A 24,907-nucleotide genomic window follows, 5' to 3' on the forward strand; every position below is an offset into this window, starting at 1 on the left:
ACGGCGCGCTGGCTACGGAACCATCGGGCCGGCCCACCTGTCCAGGCCGACCGGCGTATCGAGCGCCTTGAGATACATCTGCCGATAATACGGCTCGAGTTCATCGGCGGCCGACTTGCAGCGCACCATGTAGTCGGAGAACTCGCCGGCAAGCGACCGTGCCTCGGCCTTGATAGCTTCCTCGTCGACCGTCAGGAGCTTGCGGTTGTCCATGACGATCTCGCCGCCAACCATGGTGGTGACGACCGAGGAGCCGTTCTCGCAATAGACGAGTTGCCGCCTCAGGTCGTTCAGCGGCGTGAACGCCAGAGAATTGAGGTCGAGCAGGATGATGTCGGCCTGGAAACCGGGCGCGAGACGCCCAGACGGTTGCGGCAGCCGCATTGCCTGTGCGCCACCCGACGTCAGCGCGGTCAGTATCTCGACCGGCCGGGGCCAGTCGTCATACTGGGGGTCGCCGATATTGTGCACCAGGCCGGCAACCTTGGCCACGGTCCAGAGATTGATGCCGTCGTCGGTGGAAGCCTCATCATTGCCGATGCAGACATTGATCCCGGCCTTCTGCAACCGCCGGAACGGCATGACGCCGCTGCCGATCTTGAGGTTCGACACAGGATTGTGCGCAACCGAGCACCCCGAGCCGGCAAGCAGCGCGATGTCGTTCTCATCGACCCAGATCGAGTGGATGACCATCGCCTGTTCGTTGAGCACGCCCAGGTCGTGGACATAACGGATCAGCGACTTGCCGAAATTCTCCTGGCCAAGCACCCGCTGCAGGCGGGTTTCCAGAATGTGCATGTTGTAGGGAATGTCGCGTTCGCGGGCGATCCGGCCAAGCGCCTGCAGATAGGCCGGCGTCACGCGCTGCGGCGCCGAGCATGACACCGCGCAGCGCAGCCGGCCGGATGCCGCGCCATGCCAGTTCGCCATGAACCGGTCGTAGCAGCCCAGCAGTTCGGCATCCGTCATCAGGCGCACCTCGCTCATGCGCTTGAGCAGCTGCGGGGGAAGAAGGTCCTTCAGGAAAGGATATTTCTGGTGCTCGGGAACATTGGGCTGGTCGAGCGTGACGGTGGCGCGAATGCCGGCATCGGCATAGGCACGCATGACGGCATCGACCTCGTCGTCGGTGACCACCGGCACGAAGAAGCAATCGTCGTGGACGGAGGTGACGCCCTGCTTCAGCATTTCGATGCAGCCGAGCATCGTCCGCACATAGGCGAAGCGCGGCGAGGCCACCTGATCCATCAGCGGCGGCACCTCGTAGAGCATGAACAGCTCGAGCGGCGAGTTGCCGAGCGCACCCTTCATGAAATTGCCGGGCGAATGAAAGTGCCCGTTGACGAGACCGGGCATCGCCAGAAGCCCCTTGCCGTCGATGACATGGGCGCCTTCACGCGCTTCCTTCGCGGCACCCGGCCCCAGGGCTTCTATCTTGCCGCCCGAGATGACGATGTCGGCTTCGGCATATTCGGTGTCCCGCTCGTCGAGCGTCAGGATGCGCGCGTTTCGAATGACCGTCTGCATCGCCATCACGCCTTGCCTTCATCGCTATCCGAAGGCGCGGCGCGATGCTTGACGAGTTGCAGCCTGGTCTTGGGATCGAGCGAATCCCGCAGCGAGTCGCCGAGCAGGTTGAAAGCCATCACCAGCACGGTGATCGCAAGGCCGGGCAGCGCTGCGATATGCGGCGCGACGAAGACATAGCTCCTGCCCTCGCTGGTCATGATGCCCCATTCCGCGATCGGCGGCTGGACCCCGAGACCCAGGAAGCTCAAACCGGCTGCGGTGATGACGACGGCACCGACGATGGTGCAGCTGTAGACCACTGAAGCGGCCACCACGTTGGGCAGCATCTCGACGAACAGGATCTTGAGATCCGACGTCGCCATCGCCTTGGCCGCCTCGATATAGGCGAGCTCGCGCTCCTGGCTCGCGGCGGCATAGACCACGCGCGTGTTGTAGGGGATCAGGGTGACCACCAGCGCGATCATCATGTTGCCGAGGCCCGGCCCCATCAGTGCCGCGAGCATGATCGCCAGCAGCGCCATGGGGAAGGCGAAAAAGACGTCCATCACCCGCATCACCACCTCGCCGAGGCGCGGGTACCAAGCGCCGATCAGCCCGAGCGGGATCGAGATGGCCGCGCCCAGGATGACCGGAACGACGCCCGAAAGCAGGGTCAGGCGCGCGCCATAGATCAGGCGCGAGAGGATGTCCCTGCCCTGGTGGTCGAGCCCGAGAAGATGACCCGGCGTGCCCGGCGGTTGCAGGCGCAGGGCGGGATCGGCCTCATTGGGCGGGAACGGCGCCAGATAGGGAGCGAAGATCGCGCAGAGCACCAGCAAGAAGATGATGACCGCCGCAATGCGGGCCACCGGATCGCCGAGGACGCCGCGCCAGACGAAATAGAGGTTGGAGCGACGCGCCGGGCTGAAGCGCTGGCTGGAAGCAGGACTGGTCGTTGCCATGGAGGTCACGCTCATGGTTGTCTCACCGCTTTCTGGGATCGAGGGCATGGACGATGACGTCCGAGACCATGTTGCCGAGCACGAAGACGATCGCCACGACAAGCACGCAACCCTGGATGACCGGCACATCGCGCTGCATGATGGCATCGAACAGCAGCAGCCCGACCCCCGGCCAGTTGAAGATGATCTCGGTGAAGATGACGCTGCCGAAGAGATAGCCGATCTGCAGGCCGCCGATATTGGCGAAGGTCGGCAAGGTGTTGCGCACCGCGTGGCGCAGCACGATCTGCCTGCGGCTCAGCCCCCTCGCCCGCGCCGCAAGGACATAGGGCTGGCCCAGCACGTCGATCATGCGCGAGCGGGTGACCCGGGTGACGACCGCGATGGACGAGGCCGCGGTGGTGATGGCCGGCAGCACCATGTGATGCAGCAATTGGCCGAGGCCTCCCGGGTCGACCATGTTGTACATGCCCGATATCGGGAACAGCTTCCATTTGAAGCCGAAGAAATAGAGCAGGACGATGCCCAGCCAGAACACCGGCAGGCTTGCCAGCACGAGGGTGAGCGCGACGACCGCGCGATCGGCAAAGGTGCGGAACCGCGGTGCCGACGCCACGCTGAGCACGAAGCCGGCGGCCAGCACGAGCGTCAGGCTGCCCGCCATCAGGATCAGCGAATTGACGATCTTGGGACCGAGGATCTGGGTGACCGGCAATTGTTGCGAGATCGAGTTGCCGATGTCTCCCCTGAACAGGTCGAGCAGCCAGCCGGCGTACTGGACGAGCAGCGGCCGGTCGAGCCCGAGGTCGAGGCGCAGGGCTTCGAGCTGTGCCTGGGTGGCCATGCGGCCGAGCAAGGTGAGCGCGATGTCTCCGGGAATGAGCTGCAACGACAGGAATACGATGACGGTCACGCCGAGCAGCACTGGCACGGCATAGAGCATCCTGGTTCCGATGAAAGCGATGATCGACACGGACAGCCTCCCAACTGCATCGCCGACCGGCCCGCGCTACGGGCCGGTCGGACGTGTGACGTCTACTGCTTGGTGATGCCGGTCAGGTCGAACCAGTGCTGCGGCGCCAGCACGAAGCCTTTGACTTCGGGCCGCGCGGCATACGTCGACATGGCGGTGTAGTAAGAGGTGAAGGCCATGTCGCCGGCGATGATGTCGCGAACCTCATGCAGCTTCTTGTCCATCTCCTCGCTCGACGCCGCACCGCGGGCAGCAGACAGCAACTCGTCGATCTTGGGGTTGCTGTAGTAGCCCGAGTTGCAGCAGTTCGGCGGCAGCGCACCGGTGGCAACGACCTGGTCGAGCCAGGCAAACGTGCTCTCGCCCCACGACGCCGAGGTCAGCCCGGTGCCATCGCGCATGCCCTTCGACATCATTTCCCAGAAGGTGTTGTTGTCGAACATCTCGATCGACGCCTTGATGCCGACCTTCTCGAAGTCGCGCTGAAGCCACTCCGCATCGCCCTTGGTGTTGACGTCGGCGCCGGCCCCGAAGGTCCAGTCCATGCGGGTGGTGAAGCCATCGGGATAACCGGCTTCGGCAAGCAGCTTCTTGGCGCCCTCGGGATCGTATTCGCAATCCTTGTAGCCCGGGTCGTAGCCGGGGCCGCCGAAATTGAGGACGCCGTAGGACGGCCGCGCCAGGCCCTTGCGCTGATACTTGGCCATGTCCTCGCGGTTGATGGCCATGCACATGGCCTTGCGCACCTTCGGATCCTTGAAATGCGGATCCTTGGTATTGATCCACATGACATACAGCATCGGGCTGTCGCCAGAGATGATCTGCATGCCCTGCTGCTTGAGGAACTCGAGCGAATCTGGCGACGGCGTGCCGATCACGTCGACCTCGCCGCCGACCAGCGCGAGTTCGCGGGTGGCAACCTCAGGAATGCCGCGCAGCACGATCTGGTCCGCTTTCGGGTTGCGCGCCTCGTTCCAGTAGGCCTCGTTGCGGGCGATGACCAGCTTCTCGCCGACGACCCGTTCGACGAACTTGAACGGCCCGGTCCCGACGGGATGTTGCTCGACATTGTCGTTGCCAAAGGTCTTGACCGCGGTCGGGCTGATCATCCGCGGCGCGCCGGAGCCGCCGGCCGCCATGCGGCGCAGGAACTCGGCATTGGGCTGCTTGAGGTTGATCTTGAAGGTGTTTTCGTCGACCACCTCGTAGCCGGCCAGGTCCTGCCACATCCAGCCCATCAGGCCGGGCGACACCGGCTGATGGAACTCGAAATTCTTGTCCGTCATCCGGTCCATGTTGAATTTCGCAGCTTCCGCGTTCCATGGCGTGCCGTCATGGAACTGCACGCCCTTGCGGAGGTGGAACGTGTAGGACTTGCCGTCCTCCGACACATCCCAGCTTTCGGCGAGCGCAGGCACGATCGCCGGCGTCTCGGAGCCGCCCTTGGTGAGGTCCTCCTCGACGAAGGTTTCGAAGATATGGCGGACCACCTTGAAGGTGTTCCATGTCCGCGAGGCGTGTGGGTCGAGGCGACTGAAATCGGACTCGACGGCGAACACGATGGTATTGCCCTCGGCGTGCGCCAGGTCGACGACCGCAGTGCTGCCGAAGCTCGCGGCCAGCAGCACAAGCGCGCTACCAGCGAGGTGGTTGCGCATTCGGCGCATTATTCGTCTTGGGGCGTTGGACTTCCGAAACATCATGCTTTTCCTCCCAGTTGGACAGATGTTTCTTCCTCCGCGCCACCGCCCCTCAGCGGTGGTCGTAGAGAAAGCAGGCGACGTTGCGCTGGTTTTCTATTTCGATCAGCGGCGGTGCGGATCGACGGCATGCCTCGAAGCAGTCCGCGCAATTGCCGACATAGGGGCAGCACGAACCCCCGAGCTTGGCCGTTCCCTCGAGGTCTTCGGCGCGTTCGGCCGCCTGCTCCCAGCGCATGTCGCCGCGCACGTGCAGGACGGTTCCCAGGAAATCGCGGGTGAACGGATGTTTCGGCTCGCGGTAGACGGCTTCGCTCGATCCCGTCTCGAGGATATTGCCGCGGTACATGACGATCGTGCGGTCGCAGAACTGCTTGACGATCTTCAAATCGTGCGAGACGAACAGGAAAGTGAGATTGAGCTTTTTCTGAAGGTCTCCGAGCAGGTTGAGGATCTGCGCCTGGATCGAGACGTCGAGCGCCGAGACGGGCTCGTCGAGGAACAGGAACTCCGGCTCCAGGGCCAGGGCGCGGGCGATGGCGATGCGCTGGCATTGGCCCCCGCTGTACTCGTGCGGATAGCGATAGGACTGTGTCGGATCGAGGCCGACAAGCTCCAGCAAGTCCTCGACGCGCCGGCGGGCGACCGCCTTAGGAGTGCCGAAATTGAGCAGCGGCCGCTCGACATTCTCGGCCACGGTCCGGCGTGGATTGAGCGATTGCAGCGGGTCCTGGAAGACGATCTGCATGCGTCGGCGGAAGCCCCGCATCTCTTCCTGGGAAAGCGCACCGAGGTTCTGCCCGTCGTAGCGGACCTCGCCGCTGTCGGGCTCGATCAGCCGCAGGATCATCCGGCCAAGCGTCGATTTTCCCGAACCGGATCCGCCTACGCAGCCGAGAATCTCGCCCTTCCTGATATCCAGGCTGACGTTGTTGACGGCCTTGGTACTTGCCGTCGTGCGGCTGAACAAGGCGCCGCGCCTGACCGTGAAGGCCTTGTTGAGGTTGCGGACTTCGATCAGGTTCTGGGCGCTCACTGGCGTGCCTCCAGGTCGAACAGGTGGCAGCGGACGTAGCGTCCCGGCTCGGGATTGTGCCACGCCGGAACCTCGTCGCGGCAGCGGCCGGTGGCATGTTCGCAGCGCGGAGCGAAGCGGCAGCCCTTCGGCGGCGCCAGCAGATTTGGCGGCTCGCCGCGAATGTAGGTCATGCTGCCGTGATCCTCGTCCGGGTCGGGAATCGAGCGGATCAGCGCCTGGGTGTAGGGATGGTGCGGCGTGGCAAGCAGGTCTTCGACCGCGCCTTCCTCCTGCACGTGCCCGCCATACATCACCAGCACACGCGTCGCGATGGCGCGTACCACGCCGATGTCGTGGGTAATGAAGACGATCGGCAGCCCGGTGTCGCGGCTGCGGTTCTTGAGCAGCAGCAGGATCTTCGCCTGCACCCCGACGTCGAGCGCGGTCGTCGGCTCGTCGGCGATCAGCAATTTGGGTTGGCAGGCGAGCGCCATCGCCAGCCCGACGCGCTGACACATGCCGCCGCTGAGCTGGTGCGGGTAGCTTGCGAGTACCCTGTCCGGGTCAGCGAAGCCAACCTCGATCAGGGCCTCACGGGCGGCGGCCTGGGCGGCGGTGCGGTCGAGCTGCGGATTGTGCCGCAGCAGGGTCTCGACGAGTTGGAACTCGGCGGTGAACGAAGGATCGAGCGAGGCGCGCGGGTTCTGGAAGATCATGCCGATGGTCTTGCCGCGCACGTCTTCGAGTTCGCGCTCGCTGAGGGCGAGGATGTTCTTGCCGTCGATCTCGATCTCGCCGCCAAGATATTTGCCCGGCGGCGTCGGCACCAGTTTCATCAGCGACAGCGCGGTCACTGTCTTGCCGGAGCCGGACTCGCCGATGATGGCCAGAATTTCATTCTGGCTGAGCGAGAAGCTTACATCGTCAACCGCCCGGGCGACGCCGGCAGGGGTGACAAAAGCGGTCCTCAGATTACGGACCGAAAGAACGACATCGGCGTCCTGCAGCACTCAGTTTCCTCCCGAGATCGAGTTGGAAAGCGCGATCACCAATTCGTTTCATGTATACAATTTATTGTCAACATCGTACTCACGAAGAATAAGATGTACGGCGCCTGGGGTGTTCAGCAGCCGGCAGAAGCCTGCTTAGGCTGCCTTCTCGGGCCTTTCAGCCTCCCATGGCATGTTAGATTGACGGCGGCACCATGCGGCCCGCAATCACCTCAGAGAGGTGAATTCAAGTCACATTATGCACAATGTATTGACAATATCGTATACTTTTGAGGTCGTAAATGGCCTCTGCCGACATCCATCCATTGAGCTAATTGCCTGCCAGCCGTGGCGGAGTAAGATGTATCATGGGCAGGTGGGGTAACGCCGACGTGACGCCTTAAATGTATCGTTCAAGCGTTGCGTCGGCCACCCGCCCCCGCCACCTACGCAATGCCAATGGCCCGCTTGGATCGAGCATCCAGGCGGGCCGTTCGTTTGATTTTCGAACGCAAGAAGCAACAGGCGGAGGCCCCGCTGCGGCCTGACCCCGTTGCAGCGTTGCGTGGCACCGCAATCCCTCAAATGAAAATAAATTGACACAAGGGCAAATCTGCGATTGCATCGCCGTTGCCTGATGATGCGAACGCGCGAGCTTTCGCTCAGGCGAGGATGGCGACTGCAGCGTCAGTCGGTGTCTGGACAGCATGATCAGAGCAAGCCCGCTCAACCTACCAGTCGATGACGATCCGGAACTCGCAATTCCAGGGACAGGGCTCATAGCGCGACGAGGCTGACACGCAGCTTCGTCGGAGTGAATGAGAACCGACCTGGAGAAGTTGCATGTCCGTAGACCTGCTCGTCCGTGACGCATACGTGTATGTCGATCGCGGTTGGGAAATCGCCGACGGCTGGATCGCCGTCAAAGACAAGAGAATCCATTCGGTGGGCAAGGCCGGCGACGAACCGGTCGCTGCGAAGGTTATCTCCGCGCGCGGCCGATTGGTCACGCCCGGCCTGATCAACGCCCACCACCACATGTATCAGAACCTGACACGCTCCTACGCGCCGGTGACCAACGGCACATTGTTCGAGTGGCTGACCGGGCTCTACCCGATGTGGGCGGGCCTGACGGAAGAATCCGTCTACGCCTCGACCTATGTCGCGATGACTGAACTGCTGATGGGCGGCTGCACCACCTCGATGGACCACATGTATGTCCATCCCAAGCCCAAACTGATCGACGCCCAGATCCGCGCCAGCACCGACATCGGCTTCCGCTTCTACGCGACGCGCGGGTCTATGACGCGTTCGGTCGAGGATGGCGGCCTGCCGCCGGCCTCGGTGGTCCAGCGCGAGGACGACATCCTCGACGACAGCATCCGTCTGGTCGAGGCGTACCACGACGCCAGGCCGGGCGCGATGACGCGCGTGGCGCTGGCGCCGTGCTCGCTGTTTTCCGTCACCGAACGCATCATGTCGGAATCGGCGCGCCTCGCCGACAAATACGACCTCAGGCTGCACACCCACCTCGCCGAGGACCCCGAGGAGGACAAGTATTGCGCCGAGGTCTATGGCTGCACGCCGACCGAATATTTCGAGCGCGTCGGCTGGGCCAGCAAGCGCTCCTGGGTCGCGCATTTCATCTACCCCACTGACGCGGAGATCGGCCGGCTTGCCCATGCCGGCGTCTGCGCCACACAGTGTCCGTGCTCCAACATGCTGATCGGCGGCGGCTCGGCCGACGCCATGGGCCTGCGCGCGCGCGGCATGCGCGTCGGGCTCGGCTGCGACGGCTCGGCCTCCACCGACCATGCCTCGATGTGGCTGGAGGCGCGCACCGCGCTGCTGCTTGGACGCTACCGCAACGGGCCGCACTCGATGTCGGCGCGCGACGCGCTCGACATCGCGACCCGCGGCGGCGCGGCCTGCCTTGGCTGGGAAGACGAGATCGGCCACCTCAGGCCCGGCGCCTGCGCCGATTTCGTCCTCTGGAGCATGTCGGAGGTGGCCCTCGCCGGCGCCCACAGCGACCCGGTCGAGGCCTGGCTGCGCTGCGGCCCGGCGACCGCCGGCACGACGGTCGTCAACGGCCGGATCCTCGTCGAGGACGGTCGCCCGGTGATGCCCGGGCTCGGCGACGTGCTTGCCGAGCATGCCCGGCATTCACGCCGCATGCAGTGCCTCGAAGCCTGACCAACAGCATCACTCAACGCCGCCAAGGCGGCACATACTTCTGGGAGGAGGTATCATGGCTGAATATGTTCAAGCCCATGCGGGCGAGCATGACGTCGTCGAAAGCGCGGTCGGGGATGTGGAGGAGAACATCCCCGCCCAGCGCCGGATCGCATTGGGGCTGCAGCAGGCGCTTGTGTCCAATGCCTGGCTCGATCCGATCTTCATAGCCTCGGTGGCGGGCTTTTCCGCCGCCCTGGCGACCAATCTCGTGACGGCTACATTCCTCGCCGCCGGCGTGGTCACGGTCATCCAGAGCACCAAGCTCGTGCGTTTGCCGGTGGTGCAGGGCCCGTCCTCGGCATTCTCTCCGCTGGCCATCGGCTACTACAAGGCCGGCACCATTTCGGCCGCCAGCCTCGGGCTGATCATCGGGGCGGCGTTCGTCTTCATCCTGTCGGTGCTGGGCCAGTTCGCCCGGCTGCGGCGGCTGCTTTCTCCGGCAGTGTCCGGCACCATCATTACCTTGGTGGGCATAGCCCTTGCCGGCTTCACATTCATGGAGTTCTTTGGCGGCATCGGCACGTCCAATTTTGCCACCGGCCAAAGCGTCTTCCTCGCCTGCGTGACGACCGCCGTCGTCCTGATCAGCGCGGCACTCGGCGGCACGTTTCGCATGTTCGGATTCCTGATCGCCCTGGTCGTCGGCGACGCCCTGGCCTTCGGCCTGGGCCAACTCGACTTCTCGGGCGTGGGCCAGGCACCCTGGGTCGCCTTCCCCAGGCTCCTGCCCTATGGCTCCCTCACCTTCGATCCTGCAATCACCATCACCATGTGCATCGTCTTCGTGGTGGCGGTGGTCGAGGCCATGGGCATGTATGAGGCCACCGCCCGGCTGACCGGCGTCGAACTCAGCGACAAGCGCGTCAACGCCGGTATCGCCGGCGAGGCGGGCGGGTCGATGCTTGCGGCACTCATCGGCGGCTTCGGCACCACCGCCTATGCCCAGAACCTGGGCGTGATCCGGCTGACCGGCGTCGCCAGCCGGCATGTCGTGCGCGTCGCCGGTTTCATCTTCATCGCGCTGGCCTTCCTGCCCAAGGTCGCAGCAGTGCTGGTCGCGACGCCGGCCGCCGTGGTCGGCGGCCTGTTCCTGCCGGCAGCAGCGACTGTGGTCATGACCGGCATCCAGATGGCCAGCCAGGATCGCGGCTCGGCGGTCAAGAACCTGGTCGCACCGCTCGGCCTCATGGCGGGTCTGGGCATCCCGGCACTTGCTGGAGCGCTGTCGGGAGGCCTGCCGCAGGTCCTTGCCGAAATGCTCACCCATTCGATCGTCGTGGGTGCAGTCACCGTCTTCGCCGCGGAAATCCTGCTGGTGCGGATGCCCGAACTGCTGCGGGGCCGCTGACCCTGCCTATGCGTACAGTCGACACGAGACAGCCCCGCCAGCCGGAATCGGCGGGGCCAGCAATGGAAATTCAGCGAAACATGCTTCCGTCAATGCGTGCCCGGCTGGCCAACCCACGACCATCCGCTCTCAACAGCCGCACGGCCGCCGAGGCTCCTTCGGGCATGCGTTCATGACGGTTAACGATGCGCGCACCAGTTTTTTGGCAGGTGTTTTGGCCTCGCCATGGATAGGCCGGCCGTTAGCGCTTCGTCCAAGCTTGAAGTGAAACATGCAGTCTCGGGCATGCCACCGAAATGGTTGACCCGAATGCTGCTGCCCCTCTTGCTCATCAGGATTCCGACAATTCTCAACTGCTCCCGAACCTCGCGGAACGTCATTTTACTCTCCCGCCACCACGTGACCCCTCAGCAAGATTAGTGAGCACTAAATTAGCTCCACAGGCAAGGGCTTGGTTAATCGTTGGTTAACGAAAACGAGCGGAATCCGCTTCCGCGCCCAGTAGCCCTTGCTGCATGTGCGAGGGATTTCGTTTGCCTCGGCAACTGCTAGAATTCCCCACGCCTGGCGTGAGGTCGTGCTGCCATGAAGTGCTACCTGATCAATCTTGACCGCTCGCCCGGCCGGCTGGCGTTCATGGCCGAACAATTCGAGCGCCTGAACCTGTCCTACATCCGCATCCCGGCGATCGACGGCCTGATACTCGGCGACGATGTTTTGACCGTGCACAAGATGCAAGCGGCCATAACGGCGTGCTTCCTGAGCCATCGGTCGGCCTGGCAGGCATTTCTCCACTCGGGCGAAGCGTTCGCGGCGATCGTGGAGGATGACGCCTGGCTGGCTCCCGCTGCAGGTCATTTCCTCGCTGTTGAAAGCTGGATTCCCGCGGGCGCAGACATCATCAAGCTCGAAACGACGGGAACCAAGGCGGCGGTCGCCAACGACCCCATTTTCCTGGGGCCGGCCAGGTCGCTCCGCAGGCTGCATTCGCTGCACGAAGGTGGCGCCTGCTACGTCGTCTCACGGGCAGCCGCCGCAAGGCTCATCGAGGTCTCCGAGCACTTTGTCCTTCCGTTGGACATGTTCGTGTTCGGGCAACCCGTCATCGACGACATGAACGTCTACCAGATGATCCCTGCGCCAGTCAGGCAGAAGAGCACCGTCGAGACCGAAGCCGTCGGCGAATTCCACAGCACCATCGACCTGTTCCGCTTTTCGGAGCCGCGTCCCAGGCAGAAGCGCAGCATCCGGAAACTGCGGCATGAATTCGTCCGCCCCTTCCGCCAGGCCTGGGCTCTTGTTAGGCGGGCCATGAAGCTCGACGACTTCACGAAGCAGCGTATTCCATTCGGCTGAAGCTGAGGCGGTCGCCTGCCGCTTCTGTGCCGGAGCCTGAAACGAAAAGGCCCGCAGCAACGGGCGGGCCTCGCGTTTGGATGCTGCCCTGTCTTCAGTGCCCGGGATGCAGGGCGTCGTTCAGGTACATGCAGGTCAGCATGGTGAAGATGTAGGCCTGGATCACCGCCATCAGCAGTTCCAGTGCGGTCAGCGCCACCGTCATCGCCAGCGGCAGGACGGCTGCGAAGACACCAAGCGTGCCCATGCCGCCGAGGCTGACGATGAAGCCGGCAAACACCTTGAGCGTGATGTGGCCGGCGAGCATGACGGCGAACAGTCGCACCGAATGGCTGATCGGCCGCGAGATGTAGGACACGATCTCGATCGGCACGATGATCGGCGAAAGCACCAGTGGCACGCCGGATGGCAGGAACAGGCGGAAGAAGCCGAGACCGTTCTTCCAGATGCCGTAGAGCGTGACGGTCGCGAACACCAGCATGGCGAACGAGAACGTCACGATGATGTGGCTGGTGACCGTGAACGCATAGGGGAACATGCCGGCCAGGTTGGCGATCAGGATGAAGACGAACAGCGAGAACACCAGCGGGAAGAAGCGCATCCCCCCCTCGCCCGCATTGTCGCGCAATGTCTTCGAAACGAACTCGTAGATCAGCTCGGTGATCGACTGCAGGCGGGTGGGCACCAGCGCGCGCGCATTGGTGGAAAGCATCAGGAACAACCCGCTGAACACCGCAACGCCCACCATGTAGGCAGCCGAATTGGTGAAGGCGATTTCCTGGCCCCCAAGCTCGAAGAGGGTGAAAATCGGCTTGATTTCAAACTGTTCTATCGGTCCCGCCACAGCGCCTCTCCGGTCTGTTCGATTGGTGATGAAAAAGCGCGCATCAAGGAGCGAGGCCCGGAAGCCCGGGGCGGCCGAGTGCGCCCACGGGCCGTCAATCGCCGGTCCGCAACGTCTTCGCTATTTTTCAGGATGAATTTCGGTCGGGGTGACAATTGATCGGCGCCATCTTTTGGATGGGGCCGTCCCCGAATGAGCAAGGCACTGGTCGTCCAGTGCGTGGGCTTGTTAGCCTAACCGGCGAGCGCAGACAAGACACAAGGTGACGCGGCGCAAAGCGCTCCACGTCAGATGTGGAGCGCGTGGCCGAGCGTGCGCAGCGCAGCCTCGAGGAAGGCTTCGCCTTGCGTCGGGTGGGCGTGGATCGTACCGGCTATGTCTTCGAGACGTGCGCCCATCTCGATTGCCAGGCCGAAGGCGGCCGAAAGCTCCGAAACGCCGGTGCCCACCGCCTGGATGCCGAGCACCAGATGGTTGTCGGCGCGGGCAACGATGCGGACGAACCCGTCCTCCCCGAGCAAGGTCATCGCCCGGCCATTGGCCGAGAACGGGAACTGCGACGACTTGATCTCGATGCCGAGGGCCTTGGCCTCATCTGGCGACAGACCCGCAGTGACGACCTCGGGATCGGTGAAGCAGACGGCGGGGATCGAGCGCTTGTCCCAGCTGCGCTTGTGGCCGGCGACGATCTCGGCGACCATCTCGCCCTGCGCCATCGCGCGGTGTGCCAGCATCGGCTCGCCGGTGACGTCGCCGATGGCATAGATACCACGCATCGAGGTGCGGCACTGCTCGTCGATGCGGATGAAGCGGCCGTCGCGGTCGAGGTCGATCTCTTCCAGGCCCCAGCCGTCGACCAGCGGCTTGCGGCCGACGGTGACGAGCACTTTGTCGGCGACAATCTTCTGCTCGCCGCCGTCGGCCGCTTCGACCAGAAGTGCGTCGCCCTTGGCGGACAAGCCCTTGGCCTTGGCGCCCGTGAGCACCTTGACACCGAGTGCTTCCAGCCGCTTGGCGACGGGCCGGGTAAGCTCCGCATCGTATTGCGGCAGGATGCGCGGCAACGCCTCGACCACGGTCACCTTGGCGCCGAGCTTGGCGAAGGCCGTTCCGAGCTCGAGCCCGATGTAGCCGCCGCCGACAACCGCCAGCGCCTGCGGCACCTGCTTGAGCGCCAGCGCTTCGGTCGAAGAAATCACCGCCCCGCCAAAGGGCAGGAACGGCAGTTCGACGGGAGCCGATCCCGTCGCGATGACGATGGTCTCGGCACGGATCACCTGCAGACCGGTTTCGGTCTCGACCTCGACGGTCTTGCCGTCGCGGAAACGCGCCCAGCCCTGCACCGACTTGACCTTGGCCTTCTTGAGCAGGCCTGCGACGCCGGTGGTCAGGCGGCCGACGATGCGGTCCTTCCAGGCGACGGTCTTGGCAAGATCGAGCGCAGGTGCGGACAGGCTGATACCGAGCGGGCTGGTGCCCCCGGCCATTTCGCTCACCTTGAGATACTCGTCGGCCGCGTGGATCATCGCCTTGGACGGGATGCAGCCGACATTGAGGCAGGTACCGCCAGGTTTGACCGCCTCGACGATGACCGTGTCGACGCCGAGCTGACCGGCGCGGATGGCGCAGATATAGCCGCCGGGACCGGCACCGATGACGAGAAGCTTGCAGGAGATTTCCTTCACAGCCTCAGCCCTCCACGAAGATCATTGCCGGCGCCTCGAGCAGCGCCTTCAGGCGCTGGACGAAGACTGCCGCATCCCAGCCGTCGATGACGCGATGGTCGAAGCTGGACGACAGGTTCATCATCTTGCGCGGCACGAACTGGGTGCCGTCCCACATCGGCCGGATCATGATCTTGTTGACCCCGACGATCGCCACTTCCGGATAGTTGATGACGGGCGTCGTGGCGACGCCACCCATCGCGCCGAGCGAGGTGATGGTGATGGTCGAGCCGGTCAGCTCTTCGCGCGTCGCGGTGCCGGCCTTGGCGGCTTCGGCCAGGCGGTTGACCTCGCCAGCGCAATCCCAGATGTCACGCGCCTCGGCGTGCCTGACGACAGGCACCATCAGCCCGCCCGGGGTCTGCGCCGCCATGCCGATATGCACGCCGGCATGGCGCTGGATGACGCCGGCATCGTCGTCATAGATCGCGTTGAGCTGGGGCTGCTCGGCCACCGCCTTGACCAGCGCCCGCATCAGGAACGGCAGCAAGGTCAGCTTCGGCCTGTCAGGCTTCTTCGAGGCATTGAGCTTGGCGCGCAGTTCCTCCAGCGCAGTGACGTCGATCTCCTCGACATAGGTGATGTGGGGGATGCGTGACTTGGCCAGCGCCATCTTCTCGGCAATCCGCCGGCGCAGCCCGATGACCTTGATCTCCTCGACCTCGGTCCTTGCCAGCAGCCCGGCCGTGGGAACCGCCGAACCCCGCGCCGCAAAGCCGTCGAGATCGTCATGGGTGATGCGGCCGGCCGGACCGGTACCGGAGACCTGGCGCAGGTCGATGCCAGCTTCCTTGGCCCGCAGCCTGACCGCGGGCGATGCCAGCGGCCGCTCGCCCTCTGGGCGCGGCAGACCGATGGTCGCGGCGGCACCCCTAGCCCCTCCCCCCAAGGGGGAGGGGGATCCGGTTGGCGCTTTTGCAGTTTCTTTGCCGGCCTTCGAAGTGTCGGATTTCGAGACGGCAATGGACGGTTGTTCCCCTCCCCCTTGTGGGGAGGGGTCAGGGGTAGGGGTACCCTGCACACCCGAAGGCTTCTCAGCCTCTGTCGCAGCCACACCACCCTCGCCGGCAACCTTGATCCTGACGATTGGCGAGCCCACCGGGACCGTGTCGCCGATCTCGGCGCCAAGCCAGAGGATTTCGCCATCGACGGGCGACGGGATCTCGACCGTCGCCTTGTCGGTCATGACGGCGGCAAGTACGGCGTCCTCGCGCACGAGGTCGCCGATCTTGACGTGCCATTCGACCAGTTCGGCCTCGGCCACGCCCTCACCGACGTCGGGAAGCTTGATGACATGTTCGCCCATGCTCAGGCCTCCATTGTTTCGATCAAAGCTTCGCCGACCCGTTTGGGTCCGGGGAAGTAGTCCCATTCCTGGGCATGCGGATAGGGCGTGTCCCAGCCGGCGACGCGGGCGACGGGTGCTTCGAGGTGGTAGAAGCAGTTTTCCTGCACCAGCGACACCAGTTCGGCGCCGAAACCCGACGTCAGCGTCGCCTCATGCACCACCACGCAGCGGCGGGTCTTCTTGACCGAGGCGACGATGGTCTCGAGATCGAGCGGCAGCAGCGTCCTGAGGTCGATCACCTCGGCGTCGATGCCGGTCTCCTCGGCTGCCGCCTGGGCGACATAGACCATGGTGCCATAGGCGAGCACGGTGACGGCGGAACCGGGCCGGCGAATCTCGGCCTTGCCGAGCGGCACCGTGTAATGGCCTTCCGGCACCTCGCCCAAATCATGCTTGGACCAGGCCGTGACGGGTCGGTCGTGATGGCCGTCGAAGGGACCGTTGTACAATCGTTTCGGCTCCAGAAAGATCACCGGATCGGGGTCCTCGATCGAAGCGATCAGCAGTCCCTTGGCGTCGAGCGGATTGGACGGAACCACCACCTTGAGGCCTGAAACATGGGTGAACAATGCCTCGGGGCTCTGGCTGTGGGTCTGGCCGCCGAAGATGCCGCCGCCTGTCGGCATGCGGATGACGATCGGGCAGGTGAATTCGCCATTGGAGCGGTAGCGCAATCGTGCCGCTTCCGAAACGATCTGGTCGTATGCTGGATAGACATAGTCGGCGAACTGGATTTCAATGCAGGGCTTGAGGCCATAGGAAGCCATGCCGACGGCAGCGCCGACGATGCCCAGTTCGCTGATCGGCGCGTCGAAACAGCGCGACCGGCCGTATTTCTGTTGAAGCCCTTGCGTGCAGCGGAAGACGCCGCCGAAATAGCCGACGTCCTCGCCGAACACGACGACGTTGTCGTCGCGGCCCATGGCAACGTCCATGGCGCTGCGGATGGCCTCGATCATTGTCATGCGCGGCATGGGCTACACTCCCGCCTTCTGGCGCTGGCGACGGAGATGCGCCGGCATCTCGGCATAGACACCCTCGAACATGTCGCGCGTTGACGGCTTGCCGCCGGCATGCAGCGTGCCATGGCTCTCGGCTTCCTTCTGCGCTGCGATGACTGTTTCGAGGATCTCGGCCTCGGTCTGCTTGTGGCGGTCGTCGGACCACAGGCCACGCCTGATGAGATGGTTCTTCAGCCGGATCACAGGGTCCCCGAGCGGCCAGGCGTCCGACTCGGTCTTGGGCCGGTAGGCAGAGGGATCGTCCGAGGTCGAGTGCGCCCCGACGCGATAGGTGACGTATTCGACCAGTGTCGGCCCGAGGTTGCTGCGGGCGCGCTCGGCCGCCCATTTCGCCACCGCGTGGACGGCGAGATAGTCGTTGCCGTCGACGCGCAGGGCCGGGATGCCGAAGCCGAGGCCGCGCGCCGCAAAGGTGCCGGAGCCGCCGCGGGCGATGCCTTGGAAGGTCGAGATCGCCCACTGGTTGTTGACGACGTTGAGCACGACGGGCGCCCTGTAGGTCGAGGCGAAGACCAGTGCGGCGTGGAAGTCGCTCTCGGCGGTGGCACCGTCGCCGACCCAGCCGACCGCGATCTTGGTATCGCCCTTGATGGCAGACGCCATCGCCCAGCCCACCGCCTGGATGTACTGCGTCGTCAGATTGCCGGAGATGGAGAAGAAACCGTGCTCCTTGGCCGAATACATGATCGGCAGCTGCCGGCCCTTCAGCGGATCCATCTCGTTGGAATAGATCTGATTCATCATGTCGACCATCGGATAGCCGCCGGCGATCAGCAGGCCGGCCTGGCGATAGGTCGGGAAATTCATGTCGCCCTTGTTGAGCGCCTTGCGGAATGCGCAGCTCACCGCCTCCTCGCCCATATGCTGCATGTAGAACGAGGTCTTGCCCTGGCGCTGGGCCATCTGCATGCGCGCGTCGAAGGTGCGCAACGTCATCATGTGGCGCAGGCCTTCGAGCTGTTCCTCGTCGGTCAGCGTGCCGGCCCACGGCCCGACCGCATCGCCCTCGCGGTTGAGCACGCGGATGATCGAATAGGCGAGATCGCGGATCGTCCTGGGGTCGACATCGACCGGCGGCCGGTCGACCGAGCCGGCCTTGGGGATCGGCACGTTGGAGAAGTCGGGCGTTCCGCCCGGTCGCACTTCGGGCTCGGGCACGTGAAACTTGAGCGGCGAGGGATTGTCCGTCACGGATGCTCCTCCTGTCTCGCCTGCGGGCCGAACGTCCTTCCCCGGAACACCGCAAGCGCCAGACAATTTATGTCAGTGATGCTGACCTATTATCCGATCGTCATCGAAACTTCAATGGGGTCCCGACATCAGGGACTTTGGCATTGTCTCGGCTTCAACGAAAGGCCGTTGACAGCACCGGCATTCCTCGCCCATGTTGCCGGCCTCACCAGGGGGGTCCCGACAAGGGGCTGAGATACTGCTGGCTCGCGCAGCGCAGTGACCCGTTGAACCTGATCCAGTTCACACTGGCGTAGGGACGGTGCGAGGCGCTGCAGGCCGGCTATCCGGCTTTGGCAATCGGGTTCACGCCCGAGGTCCCCGGGCAAAACCTCACCTCCTCCTCATCGCACGAACTGGGTCTCCATAGCACCGGAGACTCACTCATGAATGCCCACACCCCGACAGTCACGACCGGCGAACTTCCCGCTTCGAGGAAGGTTCACAAGGCAGGAAAGCTGCATCCCGAAATCCGGGTGCCGATGCGCGAAATATCGGTTCACCCGACATCCGGCGAGCCGCCCGTCTCCGTCTACGATTCGTCCGGCCCCTATACCGACACGACGGTGCAGACCGACATCGAGCGCGGCCTGCCACGGCTGCGTGAGGACTGGATCGTCGCCCGCGGCGACGTCGAGCGCTATGACGGCCGCGCGATCAAAGACGCGGACAACGGCTTCGTCTCGCCCGAACGGCTGACGCCGGCGTTTCCGGTGCGCAACGCCCCGCTGCGCGCCACCGGCGGTCGCGCCGTCACCCAGCTCGCTTATGCCCGCGCCGGCATCGTCACGCCCGAGATGGAATTTGTCGCCATCCGCGAAAACCTTGGCCGCGAGCAGCTCAAGGCAAAGCTCCAGCGCGACGGCGAAAGCTTCGGCGCAGCCGTTCCCGATTTCGTCACGCCCGAATTCGTCCGTGACGAGGTGGCGCGCGGCCGCGCCATCATCCCCTCCAACATCAACCATCCCGAGAGCGAGCCGATGATCATCGGCCGCAATTTCCTGGTCAAGATCAACGCCAACATCGGCAATTCCGCCGTCACCTCGTCGATGGCCGAGGAGGTCGAGAAGATGGTGTGGGCGACGCGATGGGGCGCCGACACGGTGATGGACCTGTCCACCGGCCGCAACATCCACAACATCCGCGACTGGATCGTCCGCAATTCGCCGGTGCCCATCGGCACGGTGCCGCTCTACCAGGCGCTCGAAAAGGTTGGCGGCATCGCCGAGGACCTGACCTGGGAGGTGTTCCGCGACACGCTCATCGAGCAGGCCGAACAGGGCGTCGACTACTTCACCATCCATGCCGGCGTGCGCCTGGCCTACATCCACCTGACCGTCGACCGCGTCACCGGCATCGTCTCGCGCGGCGGCTCGATCATGGCCAAGTGGTGCCTGCACCATCACAAGGAGAGCTTCCTCTACGAGCACTTCGAGGAAATCTGCGACATCTGCCGCACCTATGACGTCGCGTTCTCTCTCGGCGACGGCCTGCGCCCCGGCTCGATTGCGGACGCCAACGACGCCGCCCAGTTCGCCGAACTGGAGACGCTGGGAGAGCTGACCAGGATCGCCTGGGCCAAGGACTGCCAGGTCATGATCGAAGGCCCCGGCCACGTGCCGATGCACAAGATCAAGGAGAACATGGACAAGCAGCTGGAGGTCTGCGGCGAAGCGCCTTTCTACACGCTCGGGCCGCTCACCACCGACATTGCGCCCGGCTACGACCACATCACCTCGGGCATCGGCGCGGCGATGATCGGCTGGTTCGGCACGGCTATGCTCTGCTACGTCACGCCCAAGGAACATCTCGGCCTGCCCGACCGCGACGACGTCAAGGTCGGCGTCATCACCTACAAGATCGCAGCACACGCCGCCGACCTCGCCAAGGGCCACCCGGCGGCCAAGGTCAGGGACGATGCACTGTCGCGGGCGCGATTCGAGTTCCGCTGGGAGGACCAGTTCAACCTATCGCTCGACCCCGAAACGGCGCGCGCCTACCACGACCAGACCTTGCCCAAGGAGGCGCACAAGGTGGCGCATTTCTGCTCCATGTGCGGCCCGAAATTCTGCTCGATGCGGATCTCCCACGACATCCGCGCCGAGGCGCAGAAGGAAGGGCTGGCAGCGATGGCGGCAAAGTACCGCGACGGCGGCGACCTCTACATGCCGGTCGACAACGCCGCGCCGGCGGAGACAGCGAGCCAGCCATGAAGGTGCTGATCCGCGGCGCAGGCGTCGCCGGGCTGACGCTCGCACATGAGCTGGCGACACGCGGCGCCGAGGTGACCGTGGTCGAGAAGCGCAGGCAGATCGCCGGCAATGCCTCGTGGCATGCCGGCGGCATGCTGGCGCCGTGGTGCGAGCGCGAAAGCGCCGAAGAGGCAGTGCTCTCGCTCGGGCGAGACGCCGCCGACTGGTGGAATGCCGCCTTGCCCGGCCATATCATGCGCAACGGCACGCTGGTCGTGGCACCGGCGCGTGATGCGGCCGAACTCGACCGCTTCGGCCGGCGCACATCGGCTTTTCGGCAGATCGATGCCGAGGCCGTCACTGAACTCGAGCCAGACCTCGAAGGACGTTTCGGACGTGCATTGTTCTTCGCCCGGGAGGCGCACCTTGATCCGCGGAAGGTGCTGCTAGGGCTAAAGGAAAAGCTCGTGCAGATGGGCGTGCGTTTCGAGTTCGGCTTTGGCGCCGTGCAGGCGCCTGGGTCGCCTGGTATCGAGGTCGACTGCACCGGCATGGCCGACACGCGGCCAGGCTTGCGCGGCGTGCGTGGCGAGATGCTGATCCTGCGCACTACGGAGGTTTCCCTCGCGCGACCGGTGCGGCTGCTGCATCCGCGCATCCCGGTTTATGTCATCCCGCGGTCGGGCAACCTGTTCATGGTCGGCGCGACGATGATCGAGAATGACGCTACCCGGCCGATCACCACGCGCTCGGTGATGGAACTGCTCAACGCCGCCTACGCGCTGCATCCGGCCTTCGGCGAGGCCGAACTGGTCGAGACGGGTGTTGGCGTCCGCCCCGCCTTCGCCGACAACCTGCCGCGCGTCGAGCGCGACGGGAACACCATCCGCATCAACGGCCTCTATCGCCACGGCTTCCTGCTCGCACCCGCCATCGCGCGGCAGGCCGCCGGCCTGATCCTGGGCCACGAGACGAAGAAGGAGCTCGCCGATGAAACTCACCGTTAACGGCGAAAGCCACGAGGTTGCGGCCGGCACGCTGGCGGCATTGCTTGCAGAACTCGACTACGAGGGCGGCTGGCTCGCCACGGCGCTGAACGGCGAGGTTGTGCCGGCAAGGGAACGCGACGACTGCGCGCTGGCCGAGGGCGACCGTATCGAAATCCTCGCACCGATGAAGGGAGGGTGAGTTCATGCTCGAACTCTACGGACAGCCGGTCTCTTCCCGCCTGCTTCTGGGCACCGCCCTCTACCCCTCGCCTGCGATCATGGCCGAGGCGATCAAGGCGTCTGGCGCCGACATCGTCACCGTCTCGCTGCGCCGCGAAACATCCGGCGGCAAGACCGGCGGGCAGTTCTGGTCGCTGATCCAGTCGCTCGGCGTGCGTGTGCTGCCCAACACCGCCGGCTGCCATTCGATCAAGGAAGCGGTGACGACGGCGCGCATGGCGCGTGAGGTGTTCGGCACCAACTGGATCAAGCTCGAAGTCATCGGCAATCACGACACGCTGCAGCCCGACGTGTTCGGGCTGGTCGATGCGGCGAAAATCCTCGCCGCAGAAGGCTTCGAGGTTTTTCCCTACACGACCGACGATCTCGTTGTCGCCGGCCGGCTGGTCGATGCCGGCTGCAAGGTGCTGATGCCCTGGTGCGCGCCGATCGGGTCGGCGCGAGGTCCGCAAAACCCTGATGCCCTGCGCAGCCTGCGCGGCCACTTCCCCAACGTGCCTTTGATCGTCGACGCCGGCATCGGCCGCCCGTCGCATGCGGCGACCGTCATGGAACTCGGCTACGACGCCGTGCTGCTCAACACGGCGGTCGCCAAGGCCGGCGACCCCGTTGCCATGGCGTCCGCCTTCGGCAAGGCGGTTGATTCAGGGCGGCAAGCATTCCTCGCCGGCCCGCTCGAACCGCGAGACATGGCTGTTCCTTCCACCCCCGTCATCGGCATGGCAGCATTTTCATGAAACTCGACCCGTTCTATCTGATCATCGATTCCGCGGCCTGGATCGAGCGGCTGGTGCCATCGGGTGTGAAGCTGGTGCAGTTGCGCATCAAGGACATGGACGAGGCCGGCCTGCGCCGCGAAATCCGCGCTGCGAAAGCCGTGTGTGAAGGTCATGGCTGCCAGCTCATTGTCAACGACTACTGGCGCCTCGCCATCGACGAGGGCTGCAACTTCGTCCATCTCGGCCAGGAAGATCTCGCCGAAGCCGATGTAAGTGCCATCCGCCGCGCCGGCCTGAAACTCGGCCTCAGCACCCATGACGATGCCGAACTCGACACGGCGCTTGCAGCAACACCAGACTATGTCGCGCTCGGCCCCGTCTATCCGACCATCCTCAAGGCGATGAAATGGACACCGCAGGGGCTCGACCGCATCGCCACCTGGAAACAGCGCGTCGGCACGGTGCCGCTGGTCGCCATCGGCGGGCTCAACGTCGAGCGCATCCCTGGCGTCTTCGCACAAGGCGCTGACAGCGCTGCCGTCGTCACCGACATCACCTTGAATACCGACCCGGAGGGCCGCACCCGCCAATGGCTGGCGGCGACGGCTCGATGGCGATGACTCCGCATGTGCTCATCGTCGCCGGCTCGGATTCGAGCGGCGGCGCCGGCATCGTCCGCGATGTCGAAACGGTGTCGGCCTTCGGCCTGCGCAGCTGCGTTGCGGTCACGGCGGTAACGGTCCAGTCGCATCAGGCGGTCGCGCGCATCGAGCAGATGCCGCCCGACCTCGTTGCCGCCCAGATGCGCGCGGCCCTGGCCGCCAATCCGGTCAAGGCGGTCAAGATCGGCATGCTCGGCAGCGCCCCGACCATAGAGGCGGTCTCTTCGGTGCTGGCAAGCAGCCTGCCGATCCCCGTGGTGCTCGACCCGGTTCTGGCCTCGACCTCAGGACGCCCATTGCTCGACGCAAATGCCATGACATCGCTCAAGCGCAAGCTGTTTCCGCTGTGCACGCTGGTCACGCCCAACCTGCCCGAATTGGCACTGCTGTCCGGCCTGCCGCTCGCCATTGGCGAACGCGACATCCTCCGGCAGGCCGGCAGGCTGTTCGACGCAGCCGCCCCCGCCATTCTCGTCAAGGGCGGTCACGCATCGGGAGAATCGTCGACGGACCTGCTGCTCCTGCCGGGACGCGATCCAATCCGGTTCGACGCCTCCCGCATTCCGGTGGCCATGCGCGGCACCGGCTGCATGCTGGCGAGCGCGATAGCGGCGCATCTGGCGCAAAACGAAACGCTGGAGAACAGCGTCGGCAAGGCGAAGCGCCATGTCTTCGCCAAGCTTCTCGCCTCGATCTCCTGAGCGCCTAGCCCAGCCGGGCGGCGTGCCAGCGCAGATGGTCGTCCATGAAGGTGGAGATGAAGTTGTAGGAATGGTCATAGCCGTCCTGCATGCGCAGGGTCAGCCCGATGCCGGCCTTCTTGCAGGCATCTTCGAGCAGCCACGGCCGCAGGCCTTCCTGGAGGAAGCCGTCCGAGGTCCCCTGGTCGGCCAGGAACTCCGGAAAACGCTTGCCATCCTCGATCAGCAGCGTCGTGTCATAGGCGCGCCACGCAGCCTCATCGGCGCCGAGATACTTTTCCAGCGCCGGCTTCGACCAGCCCGCCGTCGAGGGTTGGGCGATCGGCGCGAAGGCCGAACAGCTCTTGAAGCGTTCCGGGTTCTTCAGCGCGATGGTCAGCGCGCCGTGGCCGCCCATCGAATGACCTGTTATCGACTGGCGTGACATATCGGCCGGGAAGTTCGCCGCGATCAGTGCCGGCAGCTCTTCGGTGACGTAGGAATACATGCGGTAGTTCTTCGCGAACGGCTCCTGCGTCGCGTCGACATAGAAGCCGGCGCCCGAACCGAACTGCCAGTTGTCCTTCTCGTCGGGAATGCCCTCGCCGCGCGGGCTGGTGTCGGGGCAGACGATCATCAGCCCGAGCTCGGCCGCGAGGCGACGGTATTCGCCCTTGTCCATGACGTTGGCGTGAGTGCAGGTCAGGCCCGAGAGATACCACAGCACCGGCACCGGACCGTCCTTGGCCTGCGGCGGCACGAACACCGCAAAGGTCATATCGCAGGCACACGCTTCCGATGCGTGCGAATAGACACCCTGGATGCCGCCATGCGACTTCGACGTGGAAACGGTCTTCATCTGCTCTGCCTTCTCATCAAACAATCCCGCCCCGCATACCCTCGGCGGACGGGGCCTGCAACGCTCAAAAAGATACCGGCGGCGCGGTCGAGAGGTCGTGGAGCCCTCGAACGCACCGCCGGTCGACGCCTGGCTTGGGGAACATGCGGGCAAGCTGGGAGGCTTTGGAGTCCCGCAACAAGGCCCAGGCGTGGTTCCGTTTCTAGTAGACGACGACGCTTCTGATGCTCTCGCCGGCATGCATCAGGTCAAAACCCTTGTTGATGTCTTCGAGCTTGAGCGTATGCGTGATCATCGGGTCGATC

General features: G+C 64.6%; 21 protein-coding genes and 1 riboswitch. Of the genes, 9 read left to right on the top strand and 12 right to left on the bottom strand.

Annotation, left to right across the window (positions count from 1 at the left end):
• Positions 1–12 precede the first annotated feature (12 nt).
• From ASC75_RS08950 to ASC75_RS08975, 6 genes are all read right to left on the bottom strand, one after another.
• Positions 13–1,533, bottom strand: a complete 1,521-nt coding sequence (locus ASC75_RS08950) for an amidohydrolase family protein (protein WP_244487794.1) — start codon at positions 1,531–1,533, stop codon at positions 13–15.
• Positions 1,533–2,486, bottom strand: a complete 954-nt coding sequence (locus ASC75_RS08955; protein WP_244487795.1) for an ABC transporter permease — start codon at positions 2,484–2,486, stop codon at positions 1,533–1,535. Before ASC75_RS08955 ends, ASC75_RS08950 begins: the two co-directional genes overlap by 1 nt.
• Before the next feature lie 7 nt (positions 2,487–2,493).
• The gene (locus tag ASC75_RS08960) at positions 2,494–3,444 is read right to left on the bottom strand and encodes an ABC transporter permease (protein WP_244487796.1); all 951 of its coding nucleotides are present in this window, start codon (positions 3,442–3,444) and stop codon (positions 2,494–2,496) included.
• A 62-nt stretch (positions 3,445–3,506) separates the two neighbouring features.
• The gene (locus ASC75_RS08965) at positions 3,507–5,102 is read right to left on the bottom strand and encodes an ABC transporter substrate-binding protein (RefSeq protein WP_200943446.1); all 1,596 of its coding nucleotides are present in this window, start codon (positions 5,100–5,102) and stop codon (positions 3,507–3,509) included.
• Positions 5,103–5,196: 94 nt separating this feature from the next.
• Entirely contained in the window at positions 5,197–6,180 is a 984-nt protein-coding gene (locus tag ASC75_RS08970) for an ATP-binding cassette domain-containing protein (protein WP_055973346.1), read from the bottom strand.
• On the bottom strand, positions 6,177–7,172 hold the full coding sequence (locus ASC75_RS08975; RefSeq protein WP_200943447.1) for an ABC transporter ATP-binding protein: 996 nt from the start codon (positions 7,170–7,172) through the stop codon (positions 6,177–6,179). Before ASC75_RS08975 ends, ASC75_RS08970 begins: the two co-directional genes overlap by 4 nt.
• Positions 7,173–7,994: 822 nt before the next feature.
• On the opposite strand from ASC75_RS08975, the gene ASC75_RS08980 reads away from it, so the two are divergent.
• From ASC75_RS08980 to ASC75_RS08990, 3 genes are all read left to right on the top strand, one after another.
• Complete coding sequence (locus ASC75_RS08980; RefSeq protein WP_055973349.1) at positions 7,995–9,347, top strand: 8-oxoguanine deaminase; 1,353 nt, start codon at positions 7,995–7,997, stop codon at positions 9,345–9,347.
• Positions 9,348–9,402: 55 nt separating this feature from the next.
• Positions 9,403–10,737: a solute carrier family 23 protein gene (locus tag ASC75_RS08985; RefSeq protein WP_055973352.1), complete on the top strand. Its 1,335-nt coding sequence runs from the start codon at positions 9,403–9,405 to the stop codon at positions 10,735–10,737.
• A 585-nt stretch (positions 10,738–11,322) separates the two neighbouring features.
• The gene (locus ASC75_RS08990) at positions 11,323–12,093 is read left to right on the top strand and encodes a glycosyltransferase family 25 protein (protein ID WP_055973355.1); all 771 of its coding nucleotides are present in this window, start codon (positions 11,323–11,325) and stop codon (positions 12,091–12,093) included.
• Between the two features lie 94 nt (positions 12,094–12,187).
• On the opposite strand, the gene ASC75_RS08995 is transcribed toward ASC75_RS08990, so the two are convergent.
• From ASC75_RS08995 to ASC75_RS09015, 5 genes are all read right to left on the bottom strand, one after another.
• Positions 12,188–12,937, bottom strand: a complete 750-nt coding sequence (locus ASC75_RS08995; RefSeq protein WP_055973357.1) for a F0F1 ATP synthase subunit A — start codon at positions 12,935–12,937, stop codon at positions 12,188–12,190.
• Positions 12,938–13,224: 287 nt separating this feature from the next.
• Entirely contained in the window at positions 13,225–14,622 is a 1,398-nt protein-coding gene (gene lpdA, locus ASC75_RS09000; protein ID WP_055973360.1) for a dihydrolipoyl dehydrogenase, read from the bottom strand.
• Between the two features lie 4 nt (positions 14,623–14,626).
• Positions 14,627–15,967 carry a dihydrolipoamide acetyltransferase family protein gene (locus ASC75_RS09005; protein WP_055973363.1) on the bottom strand — a complete coding sequence of 447 codons (1,341 nt, stop codon included), beginning with the start codon at positions 15,965–15,967 and terminating at the stop codon, positions 14,627–14,629.
• A gap of 2 nt (positions 15,968–15,969) precedes the next feature.
• Complete coding sequence (locus ASC75_RS09010; protein WP_055973366.1) at positions 15,970–16,983, bottom strand: alpha-ketoacid dehydrogenase subunit beta; 1,014 nt, start codon at positions 16,981–16,983, stop codon at positions 15,970–15,972.
• A gap of 3 nt (positions 16,984–16,986) precedes the next feature.
• Entirely contained in the window at positions 16,987–18,222 is a 1,236-nt protein-coding gene (locus tag ASC75_RS09015) for a 3-methyl-2-oxobutanoate dehydrogenase (2-methylpropanoyl-transferring) subunit alpha (protein ID WP_055973369.1), read from the bottom strand.
• Positions 18,223–18,422: 200 nt separating this feature from the next.
• A riboswitch (TPP riboswitch) is annotated at positions 18,423–18,539 on the top strand.
• A gap of 108 nt (positions 18,540–18,647) precedes the next feature.
• Here ASC75_RS09015 and thiC point away from each other — a divergent pair.
• From thiC to ASC75_RS09045, 6 genes are read left to right on the top strand one after another with little or no spacing between them, the layout of a single operon-like run.
• The gene (gene thiC / locus ASC75_RS09020; RefSeq protein ID WP_055973372.1) at positions 18,648–20,474 is read left to right on the top strand and encodes a phosphomethylpyrimidine synthase ThiC; all 1,827 of its coding nucleotides are present in this window, start codon (positions 18,648–18,650) and stop codon (positions 20,472–20,474) included.
• A complete protein-coding gene (gene thiO / locus ASC75_RS09025; protein WP_055973375.1) occupies positions 20,471–21,460 on the top strand; it encodes a glycine oxidase ThiO in 990 nt (329 codons plus the stop codon). The genes thiC and thiO overlap by 4 nt, the downstream gene beginning before the upstream one ends.
• Positions 21,444–21,641: a sulfur carrier protein ThiS gene (gene thiS / locus ASC75_RS09030; RefSeq protein WP_055973378.1), complete on the top strand. Its 198-nt coding sequence runs from the start codon at positions 21,444–21,446 to the stop codon at positions 21,639–21,641. The genes thiO and thiS overlap by 17 nt, the downstream gene beginning before the upstream one ends.
• Before the next feature lie 4 nt (positions 21,642–21,645).
• Positions 21,646–22,419 carry a thiazole synthase gene (locus ASC75_RS09035; protein ID WP_055973381.1) on the top strand — a complete coding sequence of 258 codons (774 nt, stop codon included), beginning with the start codon at positions 21,646–21,648 and terminating at the stop codon, positions 22,417–22,419.
• Positions 22,416–23,021 (top strand): thiamine phosphate synthase, encoded by a 606-nt coding sequence (locus ASC75_RS09040; protein ID WP_055973384.1) that lies wholly within the window; start codon positions 22,416–22,418, stop codon positions 23,019–23,021. Before ASC75_RS09035 ends, ASC75_RS09040 begins: the two co-directional genes overlap by 4 nt.
• Positions 23,012–23,764: a hydroxymethylpyrimidine/phosphomethylpyrimidine kinase gene (locus ASC75_RS09045; protein WP_055973435.1), complete on the top strand. Its 753-nt coding sequence runs from the start codon at positions 23,012–23,014 to the stop codon at positions 23,762–23,764. Before ASC75_RS09040 ends, ASC75_RS09045 begins: the two co-directional genes overlap by 10 nt.
• A gap of 4 nt (positions 23,765–23,768) precedes the next feature.
• Here ASC75_RS09045 and fghA read toward each other — a convergent pair whose 3' ends face one another.
• Entirely contained in the window at positions 23,769–24,602 is an 834-nt protein-coding gene (fghA, locus tag ASC75_RS09050; RefSeq protein WP_055973387.1) for an S-formylglutathione hydrolase, read from the bottom strand.
• Between the last annotated feature and the right edge of the window lie 305 nt (positions 24,603–24,907).

Source organism: Aminobacter sp. DSM 101952 (genome assembly GCF_001424795.1).
In the GTDB taxonomy this organism is placed as follows: domain Bacteria; phylum Pseudomonadota; class Alphaproteobacteria; order Rhizobiales; family Rhizobiaceae; genus Aminobacter; species Aminobacter aganoensis.

Coding starts and splice junctions, on each gene's coding strand:
- ASC75_RS08950 (WP_244487794.1), bottom strand. CDS start 1,533: ATGGCGATGCAGACGGTCATTCGAAACGCGCGCATCCTGACGCTCGAC.
- ASC75_RS08955 (WP_244487795.1), bottom strand. CDS start 2,486: ATGAGCGTGACCTCCATGGCAACGACCAGTCCTGCTTCCAGCCAGCGC.
- ASC75_RS08965 (WP_200943446.1), bottom strand. CDS start 5,102: ATGCGCAACCACCTCGCTGGTAGCGCGCTTGTGCTGCTGGCCGCGAGC.
- ASC75_RS08980 (WP_055973349.1), top strand. CDS start 7,995: ATGTCCGTAGACCTGCTCGTCCGTGACGCATACGTGTATGTCGATCGC.
- ASC75_RS08985 (WP_055973352.1), top strand. CDS start 9,403: ATGGCTGAATATGTTCAAGCCCATGCGGGCGAGCATGACGTCGTCGAA.
- ASC75_RS08990 (WP_055973355.1), top strand. CDS start 11,323: ATGAAGTGCTACCTGATCAATCTTGACCGCTCGCCCGGCCGGCTGGCG.
- ASC75_RS09005 (WP_055973363.1), bottom strand. CDS start 15,967: ATGGGCGAACATGTCATCAAGCTTCCCGACGTCGGTGAGGGCGTGGCC.
- ASC75_RS09010 (WP_055973366.1), bottom strand. CDS start 16,983: ATGCCGCGCATGACAATGATCGAGGCCATCCGCAGCGCCATGGACGTT.
- thiC (WP_055973372.1), top strand. CDS start 18,648: ATGAATGCCCACACCCCGACAGTCACGACCGGCGAACTTCCCGCTTCG.
- thiO (WP_055973375.1), top strand. CDS start 20,471: ATGAAGGTGCTGATCCGCGGCGCAGGCGTCGCCGGGCTGACGCTCGCA.
- thiS (WP_055973378.1), top strand. CDS start 21,444: ATGAAACTCACCGTTAACGGCGAAAGCCACGAGGTTGCGGCCGGCACG.
- ASC75_RS09035 (WP_055973381.1), top strand. CDS start 21,646: ATGCTCGAACTCTACGGACAGCCGGTCTCTTCCCGCCTGCTTCTGGGC.
- ASC75_RS09040 (WP_055973384.1), top strand. CDS start 22,416: ATGAAACTCGACCCGTTCTATCTGATCATCGATTCCGCGGCCTGGATC.
- ASC75_RS09045 (WP_055973435.1), top strand. CDS start 23,012: ATGGCGATGACTCCGCATGTGCTCATCGTCGCCGGCTCGGATTCGAGC.
- fghA (WP_055973387.1), bottom strand. CDS start 24,602: ATGAAGACCGTTTCCACGTCGAAGTCGCATGGCGGCATCCAGGGTGTC.